The organism is Type-A symbiont of Plautia stali (genome assembly GCF_059731155.1).
This window is the reverse complement of the sequence record NZ_AP035893.1, coordinates 1-15,955: the sequence shown is the minus strand read 5'-3', so window position 1 is coordinate 15,955 and position 15,955 is coordinate 1. Positions and strand designations below refer to the sequence as shown.

Genomic DNA, 15,955 nt, shown 5'->3' with positions numbered 1-15,955 from the left:
GTTTGGATAATTTTGCGGGTTTCTCGGTCACTGTTTGCGTAAACATAAACTTATTTGTTTGCGAATTTATGTGGATAAAAGGATCCCGTGCATGCGGAACCGGCCATCACATTGTCACCGCGTCATAGCAATGGTGAATAAACAGACAGTGACGGCCAGAGCGGGCATTTTCCGCCACAGACGGCCAGCACAGAAGGCCCCGGAGGGGCTGATATCATGCAGGAAACAGCAGGAAGGACTAGTGCGGCGGCGCGGCCAGCGCCAGCTCGAGCTGGCAGAGGTGCTGAACGGCAAGTTCTTCAAGACGCTCTGCGGTCATCCAGTAACGCTCATCCGCCGGCAGGGTTTTCTTCAGCCAGCAGCTCATCTCGTAAATCTGGCGGTCACGCGGGAGTTTTTCAAGCCGGTTCGCCCGTTTACGGGCGGCACCTTTCTCCCGCCGGTGTTTCAGCGCCTCCAGGCTGCGCCGCAGGTACCAGCGTTTGCGGGCTGAACGGACGGAGATTTCCTCGTCCTCCCCCAGGATCCCTTCCCGGATCAGCGCCTGACGCTCCTCACTCTCCTTCAGCTTTTGCTGCTGCTGCTCGAGGAGTTTCACCATATCGATACCCAGCATTTTAAAACCGGTGTCGGTGATCCAGACATATTTGGGCAGGCGTTTTCTGAATTCATTATCCCAGGAAGTTTCTTCTGACACACCAAGTGTGCCAAAACGAACCTGTTCTGCTATCAGGTTCGAAAGGCGGGAGACGGTGACTTCCGTTTCAGGAATGACATTCCCTTTTCCGTCCTTTGGGCTGAGCTCTCTAGCCAGCCTGGAGATACACATCCCCACGGTATGTTTCCCGGCGTCACAGAAACTGATGAGCACGGGCCACAGCGCGTCAAGCAGGCGCTGCTTTTCCGGACGGAAGGCATATTTACGCCCAGCCCGTTGACGCGCGTGCACATAGAACGGGTGAAGGGACATGTGCATACGCAACTGACAGCGGCCCGTTTCCGGGTTCGTCATCACCAGACGGTTATAGGCATGACCAAGCTGCCCGCCCAGCTTTTTATAACGGGCAGGACGGAACCAGGAAGGGTTCTCACATTTGGGTTTTGTGGAATGGTCGCCACGACGGCGCTTCGTTTTTTTCCTGTCCGGTTCGACCAAGAAAGTATTCACGCTGCCGTCATCGACACCCTGCCAGAATTGTATCAGGTTGTCGGTGTCTAGCTGGCTCCAGTGCTCAGGGTATTGTCTTTCAGCCACTGCTCCCTGCGCTTATGTTGCACAGGTGGAGTAAGCACGGAAAGTCTTGTCTTTTTTCGCACACGGGTTATACTCCCCAACAGGTACAACAATACCCGTTGGACTCTAAGGAACCCCGTTAATCTCCCATCCGGCCAAGGTGAAGAAGGTTATCGGGGTTTTTTGCATCCGGAGATCTATGAAATTCACTGATCCGGAACTTGCCACCTTACGGCGTGGTCACCAAAAAACCTAAAAAATACTGCGAGTTAATCTCGCCAGACTATAGCACTTAGCCCCATAAGGATCAAATTTAAGGATCCTTTTTCACAAAAGATCATTGAGATTCTTTTGAATTTCTTGCTTCGAACGCCCGCAACATTTGCTCAAAAAGAGCAGGCGGCACACAGTAAAAAGCGGGCTCATTGTAGCTAAGCACCGCGACAGGCTCTCCTCCCGCAGCAGCTATAACTTCAAGAGGGTTCTTCCTTAACTGACTGACTGCAAGAATCTTTTTGCAATGCACTGTAGAATATGACATCGCAACCTCCAGCTCATATAGACTCTCAACACTATACCGGATACTAGCACAAGCGCACAGAAACTAAAGATCATTTCTGACAAAAATGCCCCATTACGTGAGTAATTCCAGTGTCATTCCATCACTAAATTTAGTGTAAATCTATCAATCAAAGATTGCTTGTTCTGGTTACATGATCGAGCAATTGCCTCTCATACATTCCAGCTATATAGTTGGATAAACGAAATATAATTCTTATTAATCAGGTAAATACAAACATTTTATGCATGCAAAAAAACTTCCCTTAATAAAAAAATTCCCTTGTATCACCACAGATTTTGCATATGATCCGATTAAAAAATAATCCAATGTTTTTAACAGATAATAAAAACAATTACATAGAAGAAAATAGCGCATTTTTTAGATTGCTCGGGCTTCCAGATGACTATCAGATTATCGGAAAGTCACCAGCACAACTCCCATTATCCACTGTTTATCCAAAAGGGATAACCTCACTAGAGGCTCAGGCAATGCAACAGCAAAGAATCATAATAGCTGTTGTTATCCATCCATTTAGTGGGTCCACCAATTTACAAGCACTTACTTTAGAGTGCGCCCCATACTATGACGATCAGGGGAGTGCAGCTGGTAAATTCGTTGAATTTAAACCTTTAGTAAAATTCGGAGCAGAGTTTTTCTTTGACACACCATCTCTCCAAACCTTTACGTTTAGCTGTCCATCAACGTTTTTCACCCAACCTCAATGGGAGGTGATATTCTTACTATCGATAAATAAAATAATAAAAACAATGGCATATAATTTCGGCATTACATTAAAAGGCATAGAGCAACGCATATCCGCTTGTCTACAAAAATCCGGTACAAGCTCAACAGATGAGCTGTTAAATTTTTGCAAATCAAGAGGTTGGGATACATACGTCCCACCAACTTTCATGAGACCGAAATTAGTTGTCCTTGGTTCCGGTAATGTTGACTCAAACACCGTAACCCAGTAGTCTCCTTAAATCGCAGTTAATACTGTGATCGGGTGTGGAAACCTGAAAGAGTATTGGTGAAAAAGCAATCATTAGCTTTTTCTTTCAAATCACGTTTGAGCCCCTTATACGTAGAGCAAGGATATGAAGTTCTTGTTCTTATCTTGTCGATGGTAGCTCAGGCGGGGCAGCTTAACTGCTGGCCGGATCCAATGCTCCCGGTATTTCCACCCCCGTCTGGGCTATAGCCATCGAGCGTGGAAACTCCGGTGATAGCGATATACACAAGCATTGGAGTTCCTTTATGTCGCGTTTCATTATCAGCATATCCTTTCTATTTTCTCAACTTCCTCCCTTGGCTACCATCATCACTCAATTCTGAGTTTTTATTACCAAAATATCCGTATCACATACTCATCGAAAAAGCATTGGGGTATTCCCCTATTCATTGGCTTTCGGTTCAGATTTAAACTAAAAACATCTGATTCGCGAGGGATAATTAAATGACTACCTCTGACCGTTTCTGCACTGTACTCTATGGGCAGTACTTATGATGCTATTGCTGATATTCTTCACATTTCAAATAACACAGTTAGATTTCATCTTCGTGAAAGCACAAAAGCACTTAGATTAGATGGCCATGATTCTTTGAAATCTGTTTTTTGCTTCGCTCGTTCTTAAAAATCCTTTCTGAATCGACGAATTAGCAGCCAAAAAAACCACACATTAGTGTGGTTTTTTAAGATTTATCTCATTTATTATTTACAATGATTTAAAATTACTGGATTATCTGTTCGTGTCAAGGGAGTAAATCCGGCCTAAAACCTTTCTTGAACAATTACAAGAGTGCCCTGAGTCAGGATGGTGATCTGACTCAGCATCCAGACTTAAGTGTCTGTTTATAAGCCTGTTTCATTATCATGCCTGAGTGTATTCGACCCCGTTGAATATCGAATTATCCTTTCATGGATCAATTCCGCGCGGAGCGTCTTAACATGAACATCGAGCATATATACAACCAGAAGTGGTATCTGGCTCAGTATATTACCGGTGGCAAGAACCGGGAGAACCTGTTCAGCTGGCTCGGTGAGCGCCATATTATTCCGTGGACGCCGCTGACCATCACTCAAATTAAACGTGCCGATGCACCACATGGTATGCTCAACACTAGGAGCCTCGTAAGCCGTGCCCCATCGGCTGTTTTTCCGACCTTCCTTTAACGACCTTTACCCCGCTCTGCGGGGATTTTTTTATCCTGATTTCCGGAATGACGCCTGTACTGGTCCTGCCCTGTGAACACCCCCTATTCCTGAATACCGGTCTGCCCTGCCCAGCTCCCTTCACACCAGCGGCGTGAAGGCACAGGCGTCATTACCCAAAATCAGCAATAAAGAAGAGAGCCATTATTCATGCAATCCACTCAGGACCAAGTCAGTCATCTCTTGTGGTGTATTCTTGTCGCCCTGCGAACGGCGGTGGAAAACCACAACATCACCTCAGAAAAAGGCAAACGTAAATTCATTGCCGAATGGATTAAGGGCGCGCGCCATATCCCCGCGTTTCACGGTATGGCCGCCGAGTTCAGCACACTGCGCCAGCTGCTTGACCGCGACAGGAGCCAGTCCATCGATGCGGTGCTCACCGCCCTCTGGACCAGTGCCGTCTCAACGGCCGGTTGCGAGCTGTTCCGCTTTCGCGCCGTACTGGGGTGCCATGAACGGCCACGGCTGGCGTCACAGCCTCTGTCCTTGGCCGGAACAGGTTGTGTCTGAAATCCTCGAACGCCAGCGCAGCCGTAACCGGCATATCCTGCAGCTCACCCGGATGGAGGAAGTCTTTTCCGCCACCGGCGCCATGTCGTCCCCTGTCACCCTTCAGTTGCTGCTGCGCAGAGATGAAGATGAGCAGGTGGAATGTGCCTTTTACTAGGACCGTTTCTCTGTCGTGCGGGGCCGGGAAATGTCCTTCGGCAAAACCACCCTGCGTACGCTCTATATCGGGCATCACACCCTGCCCGAATCCGCCTAGGGAGCCCGCGAAGTTGGGCGTTTCGGCGATGTCTGGCGGCCCTGCACCCACTGATTTTCCCGTTAACCTTTCCCGGTCCTGAGCCGGGCATTTTCCTCTGTCAAGAGTGTTCCCATGTTTGAGTTGCTGTCCGGCCTGCTGCCTCTGGCAGGCATCTGCGCTGTTGTTTTCATTTTTGTCTCTTCCGCCATCAAAATTGTGCCACAGGGGTTTGAATGGACAGTAGAACGCTTTGGCCGCTACACCCACACCATGAAACCCAGTCTGAATGTTATCGTGCCTTTCATGGATCGTATCGGCCGCAAAATGAACATGATGGAGCAGGTGCTGGACATTCCCTCGCAGGAAGTCATTTCCCGCGATAATGCCAACGTCTCCATTGATGCCGTCTGTTTTTGTGCAAATCATTGACGCCTCGCAGGCCGCCTATGAGGTCAGCAATCTCAGCAACGCCATTGCTAACCTGGTGATGACCAATAACCGCCGGGTAAGCCAAGCGGAGCGCGGCACGTTCCGGGATTTTATGGCGGAAAACGATGCTGTGCGGAATGCCATTAAAGGCGACTGACAGGTACCATAACGGGTGCAGGCAAAGCCCGTGGGCCTATCAGCGATAGATAAAGTATCAGGCATAATGCAGCCACTATTTACAAAGATGGATGAAATTATGCTGACACTTCGTCTGGCAGACATAAACGACGCACTATTTTGCTACGAGCAGGTCATTTCTGAGGTTAAACAAGGGCATTTTGATAAAAGACTAGGCTGTGTCCCTTAATCACCTGAGATATAGTAACTACCTGTTTCCACAACACACTGAACTATGGCTCGCTACGACCTTCCCGATGAAGCATGGACATCATCCAGCCCTTATTACCTGCTGAACCAGCAACACCACGGGCCGGACGTCCATGGGCTGAACATCGTATGATCATCAACGGCATGTTCTGGGTGCTGTGTTCAGGCGCACCATGGCGCTATTTGCCTGAGCGATATGGCCCATGGAAGACCGTTTATAACCGTTTTAATCGATGGTCTAAATCGGGAGTGATTAACATTATTTTCAACAGGTTACTTTCTTCTCTTGATGCTCATGGTCTCGCTGACTGGTCCGCAACTGCGCTGGATGGCAGCAATATCCGGGCACTCAGGTGCGCCGCCGGGGCGCAAAAAAACATTCCGATACCGCCGGAGATAATGGGCTGGGTCGCTCTCGCGGTGGTTTTGGCACCAAAATCCATCTGGCGACAGACGGAAGCGGTCTGCCGTTAAATATCGTACTGAGTCCCGGTCAGGCTCACGAAAGCCAGTTTGCACAACGTCTTCTGGACGGTATTGGTGTTCAGCGCCGGAACGGCAGCATGAAGCGTCGTGGCCATGCAGTGCTGGCTGACAAAGCCCACTCCGGACAAAAGAATACCGCCGCATTGCCACACGTTACGACAAAACGGCGAGGAATTATCTGGCGATGGTGAAACTGGGATGCATCCGGCTGTTTTACAAAAGGTTATGTAATTAAGGGACACAGCCTACAACGGTTTTTCTACAAAATGCGATACCGCTCGTTCATCAGGGAAAGCATTCTGAGCGGGAGATATTCATCGCCCTTTAACAGGGGAAGCAGACCATGCTCTTTTTATATCTTTGAAAAAGATGAACAGAAAATTGGATTCTCGGCCGTTATTAGTCACGGGCGAGGGCATATTGAACTATGGCTTATGTGTGTTCACAAAAATCACAGAAAAAAAGGATTTGGAAGAGAAATAGTCACAACGTCTGTCAGACAGGCAATTAAACAATACCGGCCTGATAATATGAATACTCGGTTAACGGTTCGGGCATATAACACTTCCGTAGAAATGATCTCCTTATTAAAAAACGTTGGTTTCAGACAGAAGGATGGAGTAGATGACAGTGTTATTTTGTTTAAAGAATATAGAACATAAATTACTGAATATTCGCTCTCGGGGGGTATTATCCTCACTCAGAATGATATCCACGCCATGTGATGGGTTGCCTGATGTTCCACGACCTTCCGAAAAACGATACGAATGTCTGCATGCAACCCTGATTGCCATTAAAACACGCTGGCCTGACAGGCAGATTTCGGTGCATGACGTTATCTGGTTCCTGCGCCTCGAAAACCTTCTGGCCCTGAATGAAATGACGCAACAATGTATTCCTCTTGATGCCTACCTTTAATCCCTGCCGGGTATGTCCGTAACGTCACACCGCCCGATATGGCATCCCTGGAGAGAATACTGGCACAACAGGTATACAGGAAAGGGACTGTCGTATGCGATCAATTATATGCTTATCATCACGGTTCACCTCTCCGACATAACCGGAACACCCGAAGAGAGGGTCATAAATAATCGGGGGCATTTCCCTGAAAAATAAAAACACGAATGTATTCGTGTGTAATGAAATTTTAAAATCCTCATTCGGGAATAATGTCAATGTTTTGATGCGCTAATATACTCTCTCCCCGAAATCACTTAATCAGCCCCCCATCAACCTAGAGCCGTGATTAAAAGTGGCTGGCTTTTTACAGAATGAAACAGACATAACCATGTTATCACGCCCGGCACCGGCATATCGCGGCACTGACCTGGCTGCAGAAACATATCAGAGAAAGAACACTCCTCCAGAATGTGGAACACCTTGCCGTACTGTTACGCTCAGAGTATACGGGGGAGTAACCGGGTAGCTGCGAAAACTGCCAACTTTTCTTATCCCTACACTCACGCAAAAACGTTCGTTTGTGCAATTCTATTTTTCAGGTCGATAGATCAATGAATTATCCATTGCAAAAATCTATTGCTAAACAACCACAAATGGCAACAGGTTAACGTAATCATCAGTATTGCACGGAGTGTAACATTGCGATATGCTATTACACATCATGTAACATGGACCGGACGATGATAAAATCATTCAAACATAAAGGGCTGAAGCAACTTTTTGAAAAAGGTATCACTTCTGGTATACCGCCACAGGATGCCGAAAGGATTAACGACCGTTTACAGGCCATTGATGCAGCAAATGAAATAGGCGAGTTAAACCGTCAAATATATAAACTTCACCCGTTGAAAGGAGATCGTGAAGGTTACTGGTCTATTACTGTCCGGGCTAACTGGCGCATTACGTTTCAGTTCATTAACGGTGATGCTTACATTTTGAATTATGAGGATTATCACTAATGAGACAGTTTAAAATTTCCCACCCAGGAGAGATTATTGCCAGAGATTTAGAGGACATGGGCATCAGTGGTCGTCGCTTTGCACTCAATATCGGGGTGACGCCCGCCACAGTATCACGTTTTCTTGCCGGTAAAACAGCGTTAACTCCAGCACTGGCAATTCGTATTGCCGCAGCGCTGGGAAGTACACCTGAGTTCTGGCTACGTCTTCAGAGCGCTTATGATCTGCGTCAGTTGGAAAATCAAATCGACACGTCCGAGATTGTTTTATACGGCGAACAGGACGAAATTTCACCGATTACTTCGAAACATTAAGCAAATAAACAAATGCGGGGCAATAACAGCCCCACATTTGTTGGCAGTTATCGCAGCTACCACTGCGGGTTCCACAACACGGAGAAATACTGATGAATATTGCAGAACAACTGAAAGATGAAGGGCTCTAGGAAGGCCTGCAACTTGGACGTCAGGAAAGCCTCCATGACGTCGCAGCCCGACTGCTAAAAATGGGTATGTCACTGGAAACGGTGAAACAGGCCACCGGCCTTTCCGATGACGAGCTGAAAAATCTGCGTCACTGATATTCCTGCCATTCTGGCCACGCTCCTGACTTCCTGAAAACCGGGCTTTCTGCCCGGTTTTTCTTTGCCTTTCCGGCATCCCCGTAATATCCCGGAGTTCCCGTGAAAAAACACCTTCTTGCGCTCTGCGCAGGCCTGCTTGCGCCTGTCGTATCTGCACGGGCGGCCGTCACCTATGAAGATATCGTGTCGGCCGCCACCAATGCCCAGGATTTATCGCGCCAAGCACTGGTGACCATCTTTGGTGATGTGGTAACCAACCCGCTCGCCGGGGGGTAACACCACAATGATCGGTAATCTGTTTGCCCTGTTTAACGGCATCATCGCCATTCTTGCCGTGGTCTGGTTTATCTTTATCGGCCTGCGCCATATCAACAAAACCGGTCATCAGGGTAAGGTATTTAACGCCGACCGTGACATCGTCAGGCACCCTGAGTACCGTCGCCGGCTTTCTGATGATTATCCGCACCGCTAACGGATGGAGCCTGGCCCAGCTCGTTATGCTCTGGGGCTCCTCCATCATGGGGGTCGGCTCTGCCAATCTGATGGTCCAGAAGGCTGCCGATGACATTGCCAGCGGCTATACCCTCACCGTTCAGCCGACCCAGTTCTCCCCCCGCATGGCCGCCCGCGGCATGTTTGAAATGCAGCTGTGCAAATACGCCATCAACAGCGCGCTGGATGATTTCAACAGCACGGCCCTCTCTTCCACACCGAAGATGACGGATTCATCCGGAACCAATGGTGGCAACTACACCTTCCGGATAAGCAACGGCAGCGGTATCTGCGGAACGGCCAGCATTCCGGAACAGCAGGGCAGCGGCAGCACGTCTTCCGGGAGCTTTTTTAATCCGTTCAGCTCTGCAGACACCCGCGAGGTCGTGGATGCCCAGCACTCAGCCATGGATGCCATGAAGTGGTCAACTAAAACTGGCCACCGCTTTAGAGTTTTTCCAGTATCGGTTTTCCGATTCGTTTGGGGGTAACCCACCGTTATAGTCATGCGGCCTTAGCGAGCTGTAATATCCGACGATATAGTCTGTGATCGCATGTGCAGCTTCGCTAAAGTTTATATAACCTGTCACTGGCACCCACTCGTTTTTCAGACTTCTGAAGAAGCGTTCCATCGGGCTGTTGTCCCAACAGTTTCCACGTCGGATCATACTCTGCCTGATCCGGCAACGCCACAGTAACTGCCTGCTTGTATAGTGGCTACCCTGGTCACTGTGGAACATCGCTCCGGCTGGTTTACCGCGAGTTTCCCACGCCATTTCCTGCGCTTTGATGGTCAGCCTGCTGTCCGGTGAGAATGACATTGCCCAGCCTACCGGTTTCCTTGCCAACAGATCGAGAACAACAGCGAGGTAAGCCCAACGCCTGCCTGTCCAGATGTACGTCACATCGCCGCACCACACCTGATTAGGCTCTGTCACTGCGAACTGTCGCTCAAGGCGATTCGGGATAACGATGTGTTCATGACCACCACGTTTATACCGGTGGGTAGCCTTTTTTAATATGTCGTTTTCCATTTCAATACGTTGTAGCTTTTTCTTCAGCTCGCGTATTTCAATCTGTTCCGGGGTTATAGGGGAGGCTTTAGGTATTTTGCCCTGTCGTTCATCCCGCAACTGTTTTCCCCATCGCGTCATGGTAGAAAGACCCACATCCATAGCATTGGCCGCAGCTGCAACGGTGTAGTTCTGATCAAGGACCAGTTGAGCGGCTTCGCGTTTAAACTCTGCGCTGAAATTTCTTTTTTTCATTATGGCACCTGTGTTGTTCTGAGGTGAGCATATCACCTCTGTTCAGGTGGCCAAATTTAGTGTGCCACTTCACTCCAGTGCAGACACTTTCGCCTGCGCCTCGTCCCGCTCCTAGTCGGCCTGCTCGCGGGCAGCCAGGCTGTCGGCGTCCGCCTGTTTCACGGCCGCGTGCTACAACAGGGCCAGCTGGCCGGTGAGCAACTGCTGCAGCTCAGGCGGTACCGGAAGGGTTTCTTCCCGGGCCTGTTCGCGCTGACGGGCGCGGAACGCGCGCATCACCGGGGATTATGGTGGTCAGCGAGCCGCCGCCGAGGTGGTCACGCACCTGGACGTTGGTCGGGTTCGGGATGCCGGCGGCGATGAGCGCCGCAGCGGCGTCCTCGATGCGGCGGATCATGTCGGGGGAAGGCAGTTTGCTCACGGGGTGTCTCCGGATAAAGGCTGATGAGCAGTTTGTACTCCCGGAACAAAAAACACACAATACATACGATACATTTAATACAGTAAGATACATACAATACAGTACGATACTAAAGATACACGCAGTACATCTGATACAGTACATACGATATGTACAATACACTTCGTGTCTCTCTTCTCCCGGTCAGATCCGGAAACCCTTGGTTCCGGATCTTCCGATCGTCACCCGCCGCGCTGCGGCCCAGTGACACAAGATGTAGTAGTGTTATCATCTGCTGATGACGCTATATGATGTGTCTCCTCCCTGCCCCGTGACCGCCCGTTCAGCACCAAAAAAGGGTACTTTGCTTATTCCGTGTGCGTGGTACACTTCCGGAAAGTTTAAATACGCAAGAAAATCGGATCTAACGGAAAAGGTCCTTCGGTAATTTAACAGAGTGGTTATATGGCTGCTTATTATCAGGTCAGTGATTTTTACTCAGAAAAATATAAGTGAAGGAAACTGATAGCAATGAAACTGTATGATTCATAAGGGTGTGACGGGAGCATGCCTGCAAGCTATACTGATATGCGTATCGCAGGTATGCAAATGAGGGTTTATTATGAAGCAACGTATTACTGTCACCATCGACAGCGACAACTATCTGTTACTCAAATCCGCTGACGTGAATATCTCCGGGCTGGTGAATACGGCCATGCAGAAGGAGGCCCGCCGTCTGCGCGCGGAACGTTGGCAGGCTGAAAATCAGGAAGGGATGGCTGAGGTTGCCCGGTTTATTGAAATGAACGGCTCCTTTGCCGACGAAAACAGGGACTGGTGAGATGCAGTTTAAGGTTTACACCTATAAAAGAGAGAGTCGCTACAGCCTGTTCGTCGATGTGCAGAGTGATATCGTCGATACCCCGGGCCGGCGGATGGTGATCCCGCTGGTCAGTGCCCGTCTGCTGTCGGACAAGGTATCACGCGAGCTCTATCCGGTGGTGCGCATAGGGGACGAAAATTACCGTCTGATGACCACGGACATGGCAAGCGTCACGGCGGCCGTCACCGGTGATGAGGTGACCGATGTCAGCCACAAGGAAAATGAGATCAAGAACGCGATTAACCTGATGTTCTGGGGAATATAGGATGTGTCGCCGTGAAGACAGAGCGTCAGTATGACCGGCGGGATTACTTACCAGCCCTTCAGCCAGTTAACAGGACATCGGATGAACAGAACCGGACGTGATGGCCACCGCCTTCAGCACCATGCGCAAGTACGGCATGAATAACATCACCGTCATGCAGTTTATGGACGCAGATTCTTACGTGAAATCCGCCCCGGGAATGCCGGGAACGCGGCTGCGCCGCTGCCTGGGGCAGTACGGCCTGCGCGGCGAAGCGCTTGGCAGGGAGGTCAGACGTATCGTCGCGGGATCTGAGCGAGGCGATAACACACTGAAGGCCGGGATTTACTGTTCCCGGCCCTGTGGCCGGGAGCCTGCGGATTTCACGCCAGTGATGCGCCGTATTATTTTCAAGGGAAAGCGCACCCGTTATGTGATGATGTTTGATGAAATGCCAGAGCTGTCTGGCAAACGAGGATAAGCCAGAATGAACCATGACCTGGTGGCTGCGCAGGCAGCCGGTGAGATCATTGAGCTGCTGACGCTGTGCCTGCAGCTGCAGTCGGAAAAAGACAGCAGGAAACGGCCGGAGTCCAGACAATGATGCCGGCAGTTTCAGACCAGGGCGTTTCGTTTTCTGCCGCGCAGCAGCCGGTGGCCATCGACTACCCTGCGCCAGATGGCCCTCGTTCAGGATGAACTGCCGAAATACCTGCTGGCACCGGAAGTGAGCGCCCTGCTCCACTATGTGCCCGATTTGCACCGCAAAATGCTGCTGGCAACCCTCTGGAACACGGGGGCGCGAATCAATGAAGCGCTGGCGCTGACAAGGGGGGATTTTTCCCTGGCACCACCCTGGCCGTTCGTGCAGCTGGCCACCCTCAAACAACGCACAGAAAAAGCCGTCAGAACGGCGGGTCGTGCACCGGCCGGAAGCCAGACGCATCGCCTGGTACCGCTTTCCGATGCGAACTATGTCAGTCAGCTGGAGATGATGGTGGCCACGCTGAAAATACCGCTGGAACGCAAAAACAAGCGCACCGGCAGAACCGAAAAGGCGCGCATCTGGGAAATGATTGATCGTACGGTCCGGACCTGGCTGAACGAAGCCGTGGACGCCGCAGCCGCCGACGGCGTGACGTTCTCGGTGCCGGTGACGCCGCATACGTTCCGTCACAGTTACGCGATGCATATGCTTTACGCCGGTATTCCGCTGAAGGTGCTGCAGATCCTCAGTTCGACGGAGGTGTACCCGAAAGTATTTGCACTCGATGTCGCGGCGTGCCACCGTGTACAGTTCTCGATGGCTGGAAATGAGGCAGTAGCAATGCTGCGTTCAGGGAAGATGGTTGGTTGGGAGTAGTGGTCAGTAGTCGTGTGTGAGTGGTAGTGATCAGCTCACCGTAGATCTGTGTCAAAAAACTGCACCATGTAGATGCAGTTTTTATTGGCATCTAAAATAGCATGCTATTTTTCTTCATTACTCATTTTCTCTGTTATGAAGTCCTCAATTTCGGTTATGAGCTCGCTACTTATACGGTTTAATTCAAACCTGACTTTTCGGCCTTTGGCACTTTTACTGATGCGAACGTATTTATCTTTGTTGGTGAAGGATGCTAGATCACGCGTCTCCCATCCTTTGGTTGCTGATTTATCATTAAGTCGTTCAATGGTCTTGGTGATCTTGTCCATAACCATTTTTTGAGCTTCTGTAATATCGTCAATATCCAGATTCATGGTTTCTTCTCTTATCTCTTCAACAATAGTTTTAAGGGAGAAAAAGTTACTTTCCATGAATTTCTGAAGGCGTGATAATCGACTATAGAATGAGTTTGGAATACCTTCGTAGTCTGGGAAAAGAGCGATTAACGAACCGTCAATCCGTGCAGCCTGAACACGTTTAAAGACGGATACATGACTTATACCGAGGAAGATAGCCAATTCTTCATTTTTCGTGAAACCGTTTTCCTGCATCAGCTTTATGTACTGGAATCCGATTTCTCGATAAGAGAACCTACGTGAGGTTTGCGCCGCAGTTATGATAGATTTGACGTCCTCTGGGGTGAGTTCGTCCGGAAGAACCCATAATGGTAGTTCCTTTGCAACATGAATGCAGCAAAAGCGTCTGCGGCTGCCTTCGATAAGTAGGTATACCCCATTACGCTTGACTGCAACGCCTTCGGTATCGACACCTCTGTCCCTTGTTTGTTCCAGAATATCTCGTACTGAATTTAGACTGAGAGCTTCTTGATTGCGGGGATTCATAGGGTGAACAGCTGTTTCCTGTTCAACCTTATCTGCCGGTACAATGACATGCTCTGCCTCGAGCTTACGGCCACTGTGAAGTGCGAACTGTTTTTTCAGTCTGGTGGCCGATTTTAGGCTGGCAAGTCCAGATCTGTGCTCGACTTCAGTACGTTTGGGGGAATAAAGGTAACGAGATTTATCACTACCAATATGTTGCTCATCACTCATTCGTTACATCCTTCTTTCGCTGAAAAGCTTTTAATTTCATTAATAAATTGTTGGTAGACTGACATAACCGATGCTTCGGCAATATCGAGTTGTTTTGGTGAACATAGGTCTTCCGATTTTTTAATATCCAGTACAGTCCTTCCTCTAGATGCGGCTGCTTTAAACGCTTCAGAGTTTTTGATGTTTGCGGACATAAACAGATCTTGTACAGTACGAATTAGTTTATCTAAGACGATTTTTTCGTAAGGGCTTTTGTCATCGACGTTAACGGCCAGAACCTTAAACCATTTCAAGTTTTCTCCCCTGTTTGGTGATTGCTTGAATCGTTCGCTGATCGTCAACATGAAATCGGTTGTTGATGCATAATCGTATTCGCGTGGTGATACTGCAACGAGAATACCATCAGCTGCTTCATCGGCAGCCCAGATTAACGGTGAATCTTCTGGTGGTGTATCTATTATGATCAAGTCATATTGTTTCTTCAGCACTGGTAAAATAACTTCTTTAAAGCGCAGGAGTAGTTCTGTACGTTCATCTTTTGAGCACTGCCAGTATTTATCTTTGAATCGCGCATCGGTCGGGAAAGCAGTGATTACATCAAGGTTGGGAAGGTGAGTTGAGAAAGGCATATTCTTAATAATGTCTGTTTCAGAGTACCCCATATCAAGATATTTTCTGTAATCAGAGTCTTCTTCATAAATGCCTAGTATAGCATCGATGGCTGTAAGGAATACATCATCTTCCGAGACGCTTTGTATCATTCCGCTACCAATAGAACCTTGCGGATCCCACTCAATCAATAACGTCCGAGCATTTAGTTGCAAATCAAGTGCGGTAGCAACTGCAATAGCGCCAGATGTCGTACTCTTACCTGTTCCACCTTTATGATTTTGGGTCACGATTACCTGACTTTTGTAATGGTCTCTGTATCGTGGATACCCGAGAGCATCCATTATTTTCTGTACATCCCAGCGTGTATAAAGGTGATTTTTGTTCTGATAAATAGGGGCACCTACCAACCCGTTATTTTCAAGTTCAGAGAGTATTTTGTTAAACGTTACTCGGGATTTATCAAAAAAATCCGACAGGTTTTTTTTGTTCAGGCAGTGGTTGTAGATAAGCCGATCTACCCCTTCAAGACTGTCGTCTGACACTGATACTCTTGATGAGGTCATTAGTGATTCTTTCAGAGAGATTTGCTCGCTTTTCATGCGTTGCCCGATAAGGGCGATCTTATCAATTAAATTCATCCTGTTACTCATGTCTATACCTATAATGATTGTTTTATGTATGTATGTATATTTTACGTATAATGCGTTAATTTTTGATTTATGCGTACAATTGTAATTGTAATCGCCTCAAGACGCCAATATTAATTTTGTGATTTTTAGCATTCAGTACTTACTTAGTTATTCGATAAGGAATGCCCAATCCGGATAAAAAGCAACAGTATTCTGGTGATTAAGGGGGGTAAACGTCCCCGGTTCGGTACCGGGAGCCCGGTGGAACTCTGGCGATTAAGGGGGTTAAACGTCCCCCGGTTCGGTACCGGGAGCCCGGTGGAACTCTGGCGATTAAGGGGTTAAACGTCCCCGGTTCGGTACAGAGAGCACGATGGAACTCTGGCGAT

The 15,955-nt window shown here is 48.7% G+C and carries 17 protein-coding genes and 6 pseudogenes; 18 read left to right on the top strand and 5 right to left on the bottom strand.

Annotation, left to right across the window (positions count from 1 at the left end; genetic code table 11):
- Positions 1-238: 238 nt before the first annotated feature.
- The gene (gene repA, locus AC6I8M_RS22145) at positions 239-1,255 is read right to left on the bottom strand and encodes a plasmid replication initiator RepA (protein WP_022537129.1); all 1,017 of its coding nucleotides are present in this window, start codon (positions 1,253-1,255) and stop codon (positions 239-241) included.
- Positions 1,256-2,098: 843 nt separating this feature from the next.
- On the opposite strand from repA, the gene AC6I8M_RS22140 reads away from it, so the two are divergent.
- The 14 genes and pseudogenes from AC6I8M_RS22140 to AC6I8M_RS22075 form a co-directional block, all read left to right on the top strand.
- Positions 2,099-2,770, top strand: a complete 672-nt coding sequence (locus tag AC6I8M_RS22140) for a hypothetical protein (protein WP_153005965.1) — start codon at positions 2,099-2,101, stop codon at positions 2,768-2,770.
- A 146-nt stretch (positions 2,771-2,916) separates the two neighbouring features.
- A pseudogene (locus AC6I8M_RS22135) lies at positions 2,917-3,035 on the top strand (ash family protein); the annotation flags it as partial.
- Between the two features lie 251 nt (positions 3,036-3,286).
- Positions 3,287-3,430, top strand: a complete 144-nt coding sequence (locus AC6I8M_RS22130) for a LuxR C-terminal-related transcriptional regulator (RefSeq protein WP_082231773.1) — start codon at positions 3,287-3,289, stop codon at positions 3,428-3,430.
- Positions 3,431-3,744: 314 nt separating this feature from the next.
- A pseudogene (locus tag AC6I8M_RS22125) lies at positions 3,745-3,871 on the top strand (transcription termination factor NusG); the annotation flags it as partial.
- Positions 3,872-4,158: 287 nt separating this feature from the next.
- On the top strand, positions 4,159-4,521 hold the full coding sequence (locus AC6I8M_RS22120; RefSeq protein ID WP_010618546.1) for a hypothetical protein: 363 nt from the start codon (positions 4,159-4,161) through the stop codon (positions 4,519-4,521).
- Positions 4,514-4,678 (top strand): hypothetical protein, encoded by a 165-nt coding sequence (locus AC6I8M_RS22115; RefSeq protein ID WP_010618547.1) that lies wholly within the window; start codon positions 4,514-4,516, stop codon positions 4,676-4,678. The genes AC6I8M_RS22120 and AC6I8M_RS22115 overlap by 8 nt, the downstream gene beginning before the upstream one ends.
- A gap of 213 nt (positions 4,679-4,891) precedes the next feature.
- Positions 4,892-5,267 (top strand): annotated as a pseudogene (locus AC6I8M_RS22110) (SPFH domain-containing protein); the annotation flags it as partial.
- A 333-nt stretch (positions 5,268-5,600) separates the two neighbouring features.
- Positions 5,601-6,296: pseudogene (locus AC6I8M_RS22105) on the top strand (IS5 family transposase).
- 31 nt (positions 6,297-6,327) lie between these two features.
- Positions 6,328-6,723, top strand: a complete 396-nt coding sequence (locus AC6I8M_RS22100) for a GNAT family N-acetyltransferase (RefSeq protein WP_072216173.1) — start codon at positions 6,328-6,330, stop codon at positions 6,721-6,723.
- Complete coding sequence (locus AC6I8M_RS22095; RefSeq protein ID WP_022537134.1) at positions 6,686-6,979, top strand: hypothetical protein; 294 nt, start codon at positions 6,686-6,688, stop codon at positions 6,977-6,979. Before AC6I8M_RS22100 ends, AC6I8M_RS22095 begins: the two co-directional genes overlap by 38 nt.
- 722 nt (positions 6,980-7,701) lie before the next feature.
- Positions 7,702-7,980: a type II toxin-antitoxin system RelE/ParE family toxin gene (locus tag AC6I8M_RS22090; protein WP_041387894.1), complete on the top strand. Its 279-nt coding sequence runs from the start codon at positions 7,702-7,704 to the stop codon at positions 7,978-7,980.
- Entirely contained in the window at positions 7,980-8,294 is a 315-nt protein-coding gene (locus AC6I8M_RS22085; RefSeq protein ID WP_022537136.1) for a HigA family addiction module antitoxin, read from the top strand. Before AC6I8M_RS22090 ends, AC6I8M_RS22085 begins: the two co-directional genes overlap by 1 nt.
- Before the next feature lie 137 nt (positions 8,295-8,431).
- Positions 8,432-8,560: an Rpn/YhgA-type helix-turn-helix domain-containing protein gene (locus tag AC6I8M_RS22080; protein WP_498013905.1), complete on the top strand. Its 129-nt coding sequence runs from the start codon at positions 8,432-8,434 to the stop codon at positions 8,558-8,560.
- A gap of 102 nt (positions 8,561-8,662) precedes the next feature.
- Positions 8,663-9,474, top strand: a pseudogene (locus tag AC6I8M_RS22075) (DotA/TraY family protein); the annotation flags it as partial.
- 6 nt (positions 9,475-9,480) lie between these two features.
- On the opposite strand, the gene AC6I8M_RS22070 reads toward AC6I8M_RS22075, so the two are convergent.
- The gene (locus tag AC6I8M_RS22070) at positions 9,481-10,323 is read right to left on the bottom strand and encodes an IS3 family transposase (protein ID WP_022537112.1); all 843 of its coding nucleotides are present in this window, start codon (positions 10,321-10,323) and stop codon (positions 9,481-9,483) included.
- A gap of 211 nt (positions 10,324-10,534) precedes the next feature.
- On the bottom strand, positions 10,535-10,744 hold the full coding sequence (locus tag AC6I8M_RS22065; protein WP_010618599.1) for a DNA-binding protein: 210 nt from the start codon (positions 10,742-10,744) through the stop codon (positions 10,535-10,537).
- A 601-nt stretch (positions 10,745-11,345) separates the two neighbouring features.
- Here AC6I8M_RS22065 and ccdA point away from each other — a divergent pair.
- The 4 genes and pseudogenes from ccdA (at position 11,346) to AC6I8M_RS22045 (ending at position 13,213) form a co-directional block, all read left to right on the top strand.
- The gene (gene ccdA / locus AC6I8M_RS22060; protein ID WP_010618600.1) at positions 11,346-11,564 is read left to right on the top strand and encodes a type II toxin-antitoxin system antitoxin CcdA; all 219 of its coding nucleotides are present in this window, start codon (positions 11,346-11,348) and stop codon (positions 11,562-11,564) included.
- Between the two features lies 1 nt (position 11,565).
- Positions 11,566-11,871: a type II toxin-antitoxin system toxin CcdB gene (gene ccdB / locus AC6I8M_RS22055; RefSeq protein WP_010618601.1), complete on the top strand. Its 306-nt coding sequence runs from the start codon at positions 11,566-11,568 to the stop codon at positions 11,869-11,871.
- A 100-nt stretch (positions 11,872-11,971) separates the two neighbouring features.
- The gene (locus AC6I8M_RS22050; RefSeq protein WP_022537114.1) at positions 11,972-12,331 is read left to right on the top strand and encodes a hypothetical protein; all 360 of its coding nucleotides are present in this window, start codon (positions 11,972-11,974) and stop codon (positions 12,329-12,331) included.
- 119 nt (positions 12,332-12,450) lie between these two features.
- Positions 12,451-13,213, top strand: a pseudogene (locus AC6I8M_RS22045) (tyrosine-type recombinase/integrase).
- A 104-nt stretch (positions 13,214-13,317) separates the two neighbouring features.
- Here the strand turns inward: AC6I8M_RS22045 and AC6I8M_RS22040 are convergent.
- Complete coding sequence (locus AC6I8M_RS22040; protein WP_010618605.1) at positions 13,318-14,325, bottom strand: ParB family protein; 1,008 nt, start codon at positions 14,323-14,325, stop codon at positions 13,318-13,320.
- Positions 14,322-15,575: a ParA family protein gene (locus AC6I8M_RS22035; protein ID WP_010618606.1), complete on the bottom strand. Its 1,254-nt coding sequence runs from the start codon at positions 15,573-15,575 to the stop codon at positions 14,322-14,324. The genes AC6I8M_RS22040 and AC6I8M_RS22035 overlap by 4 nt, the downstream gene beginning before the upstream one ends.
- Between the last annotated feature and the right edge of the window lie 380 nt (positions 15,576-15,955).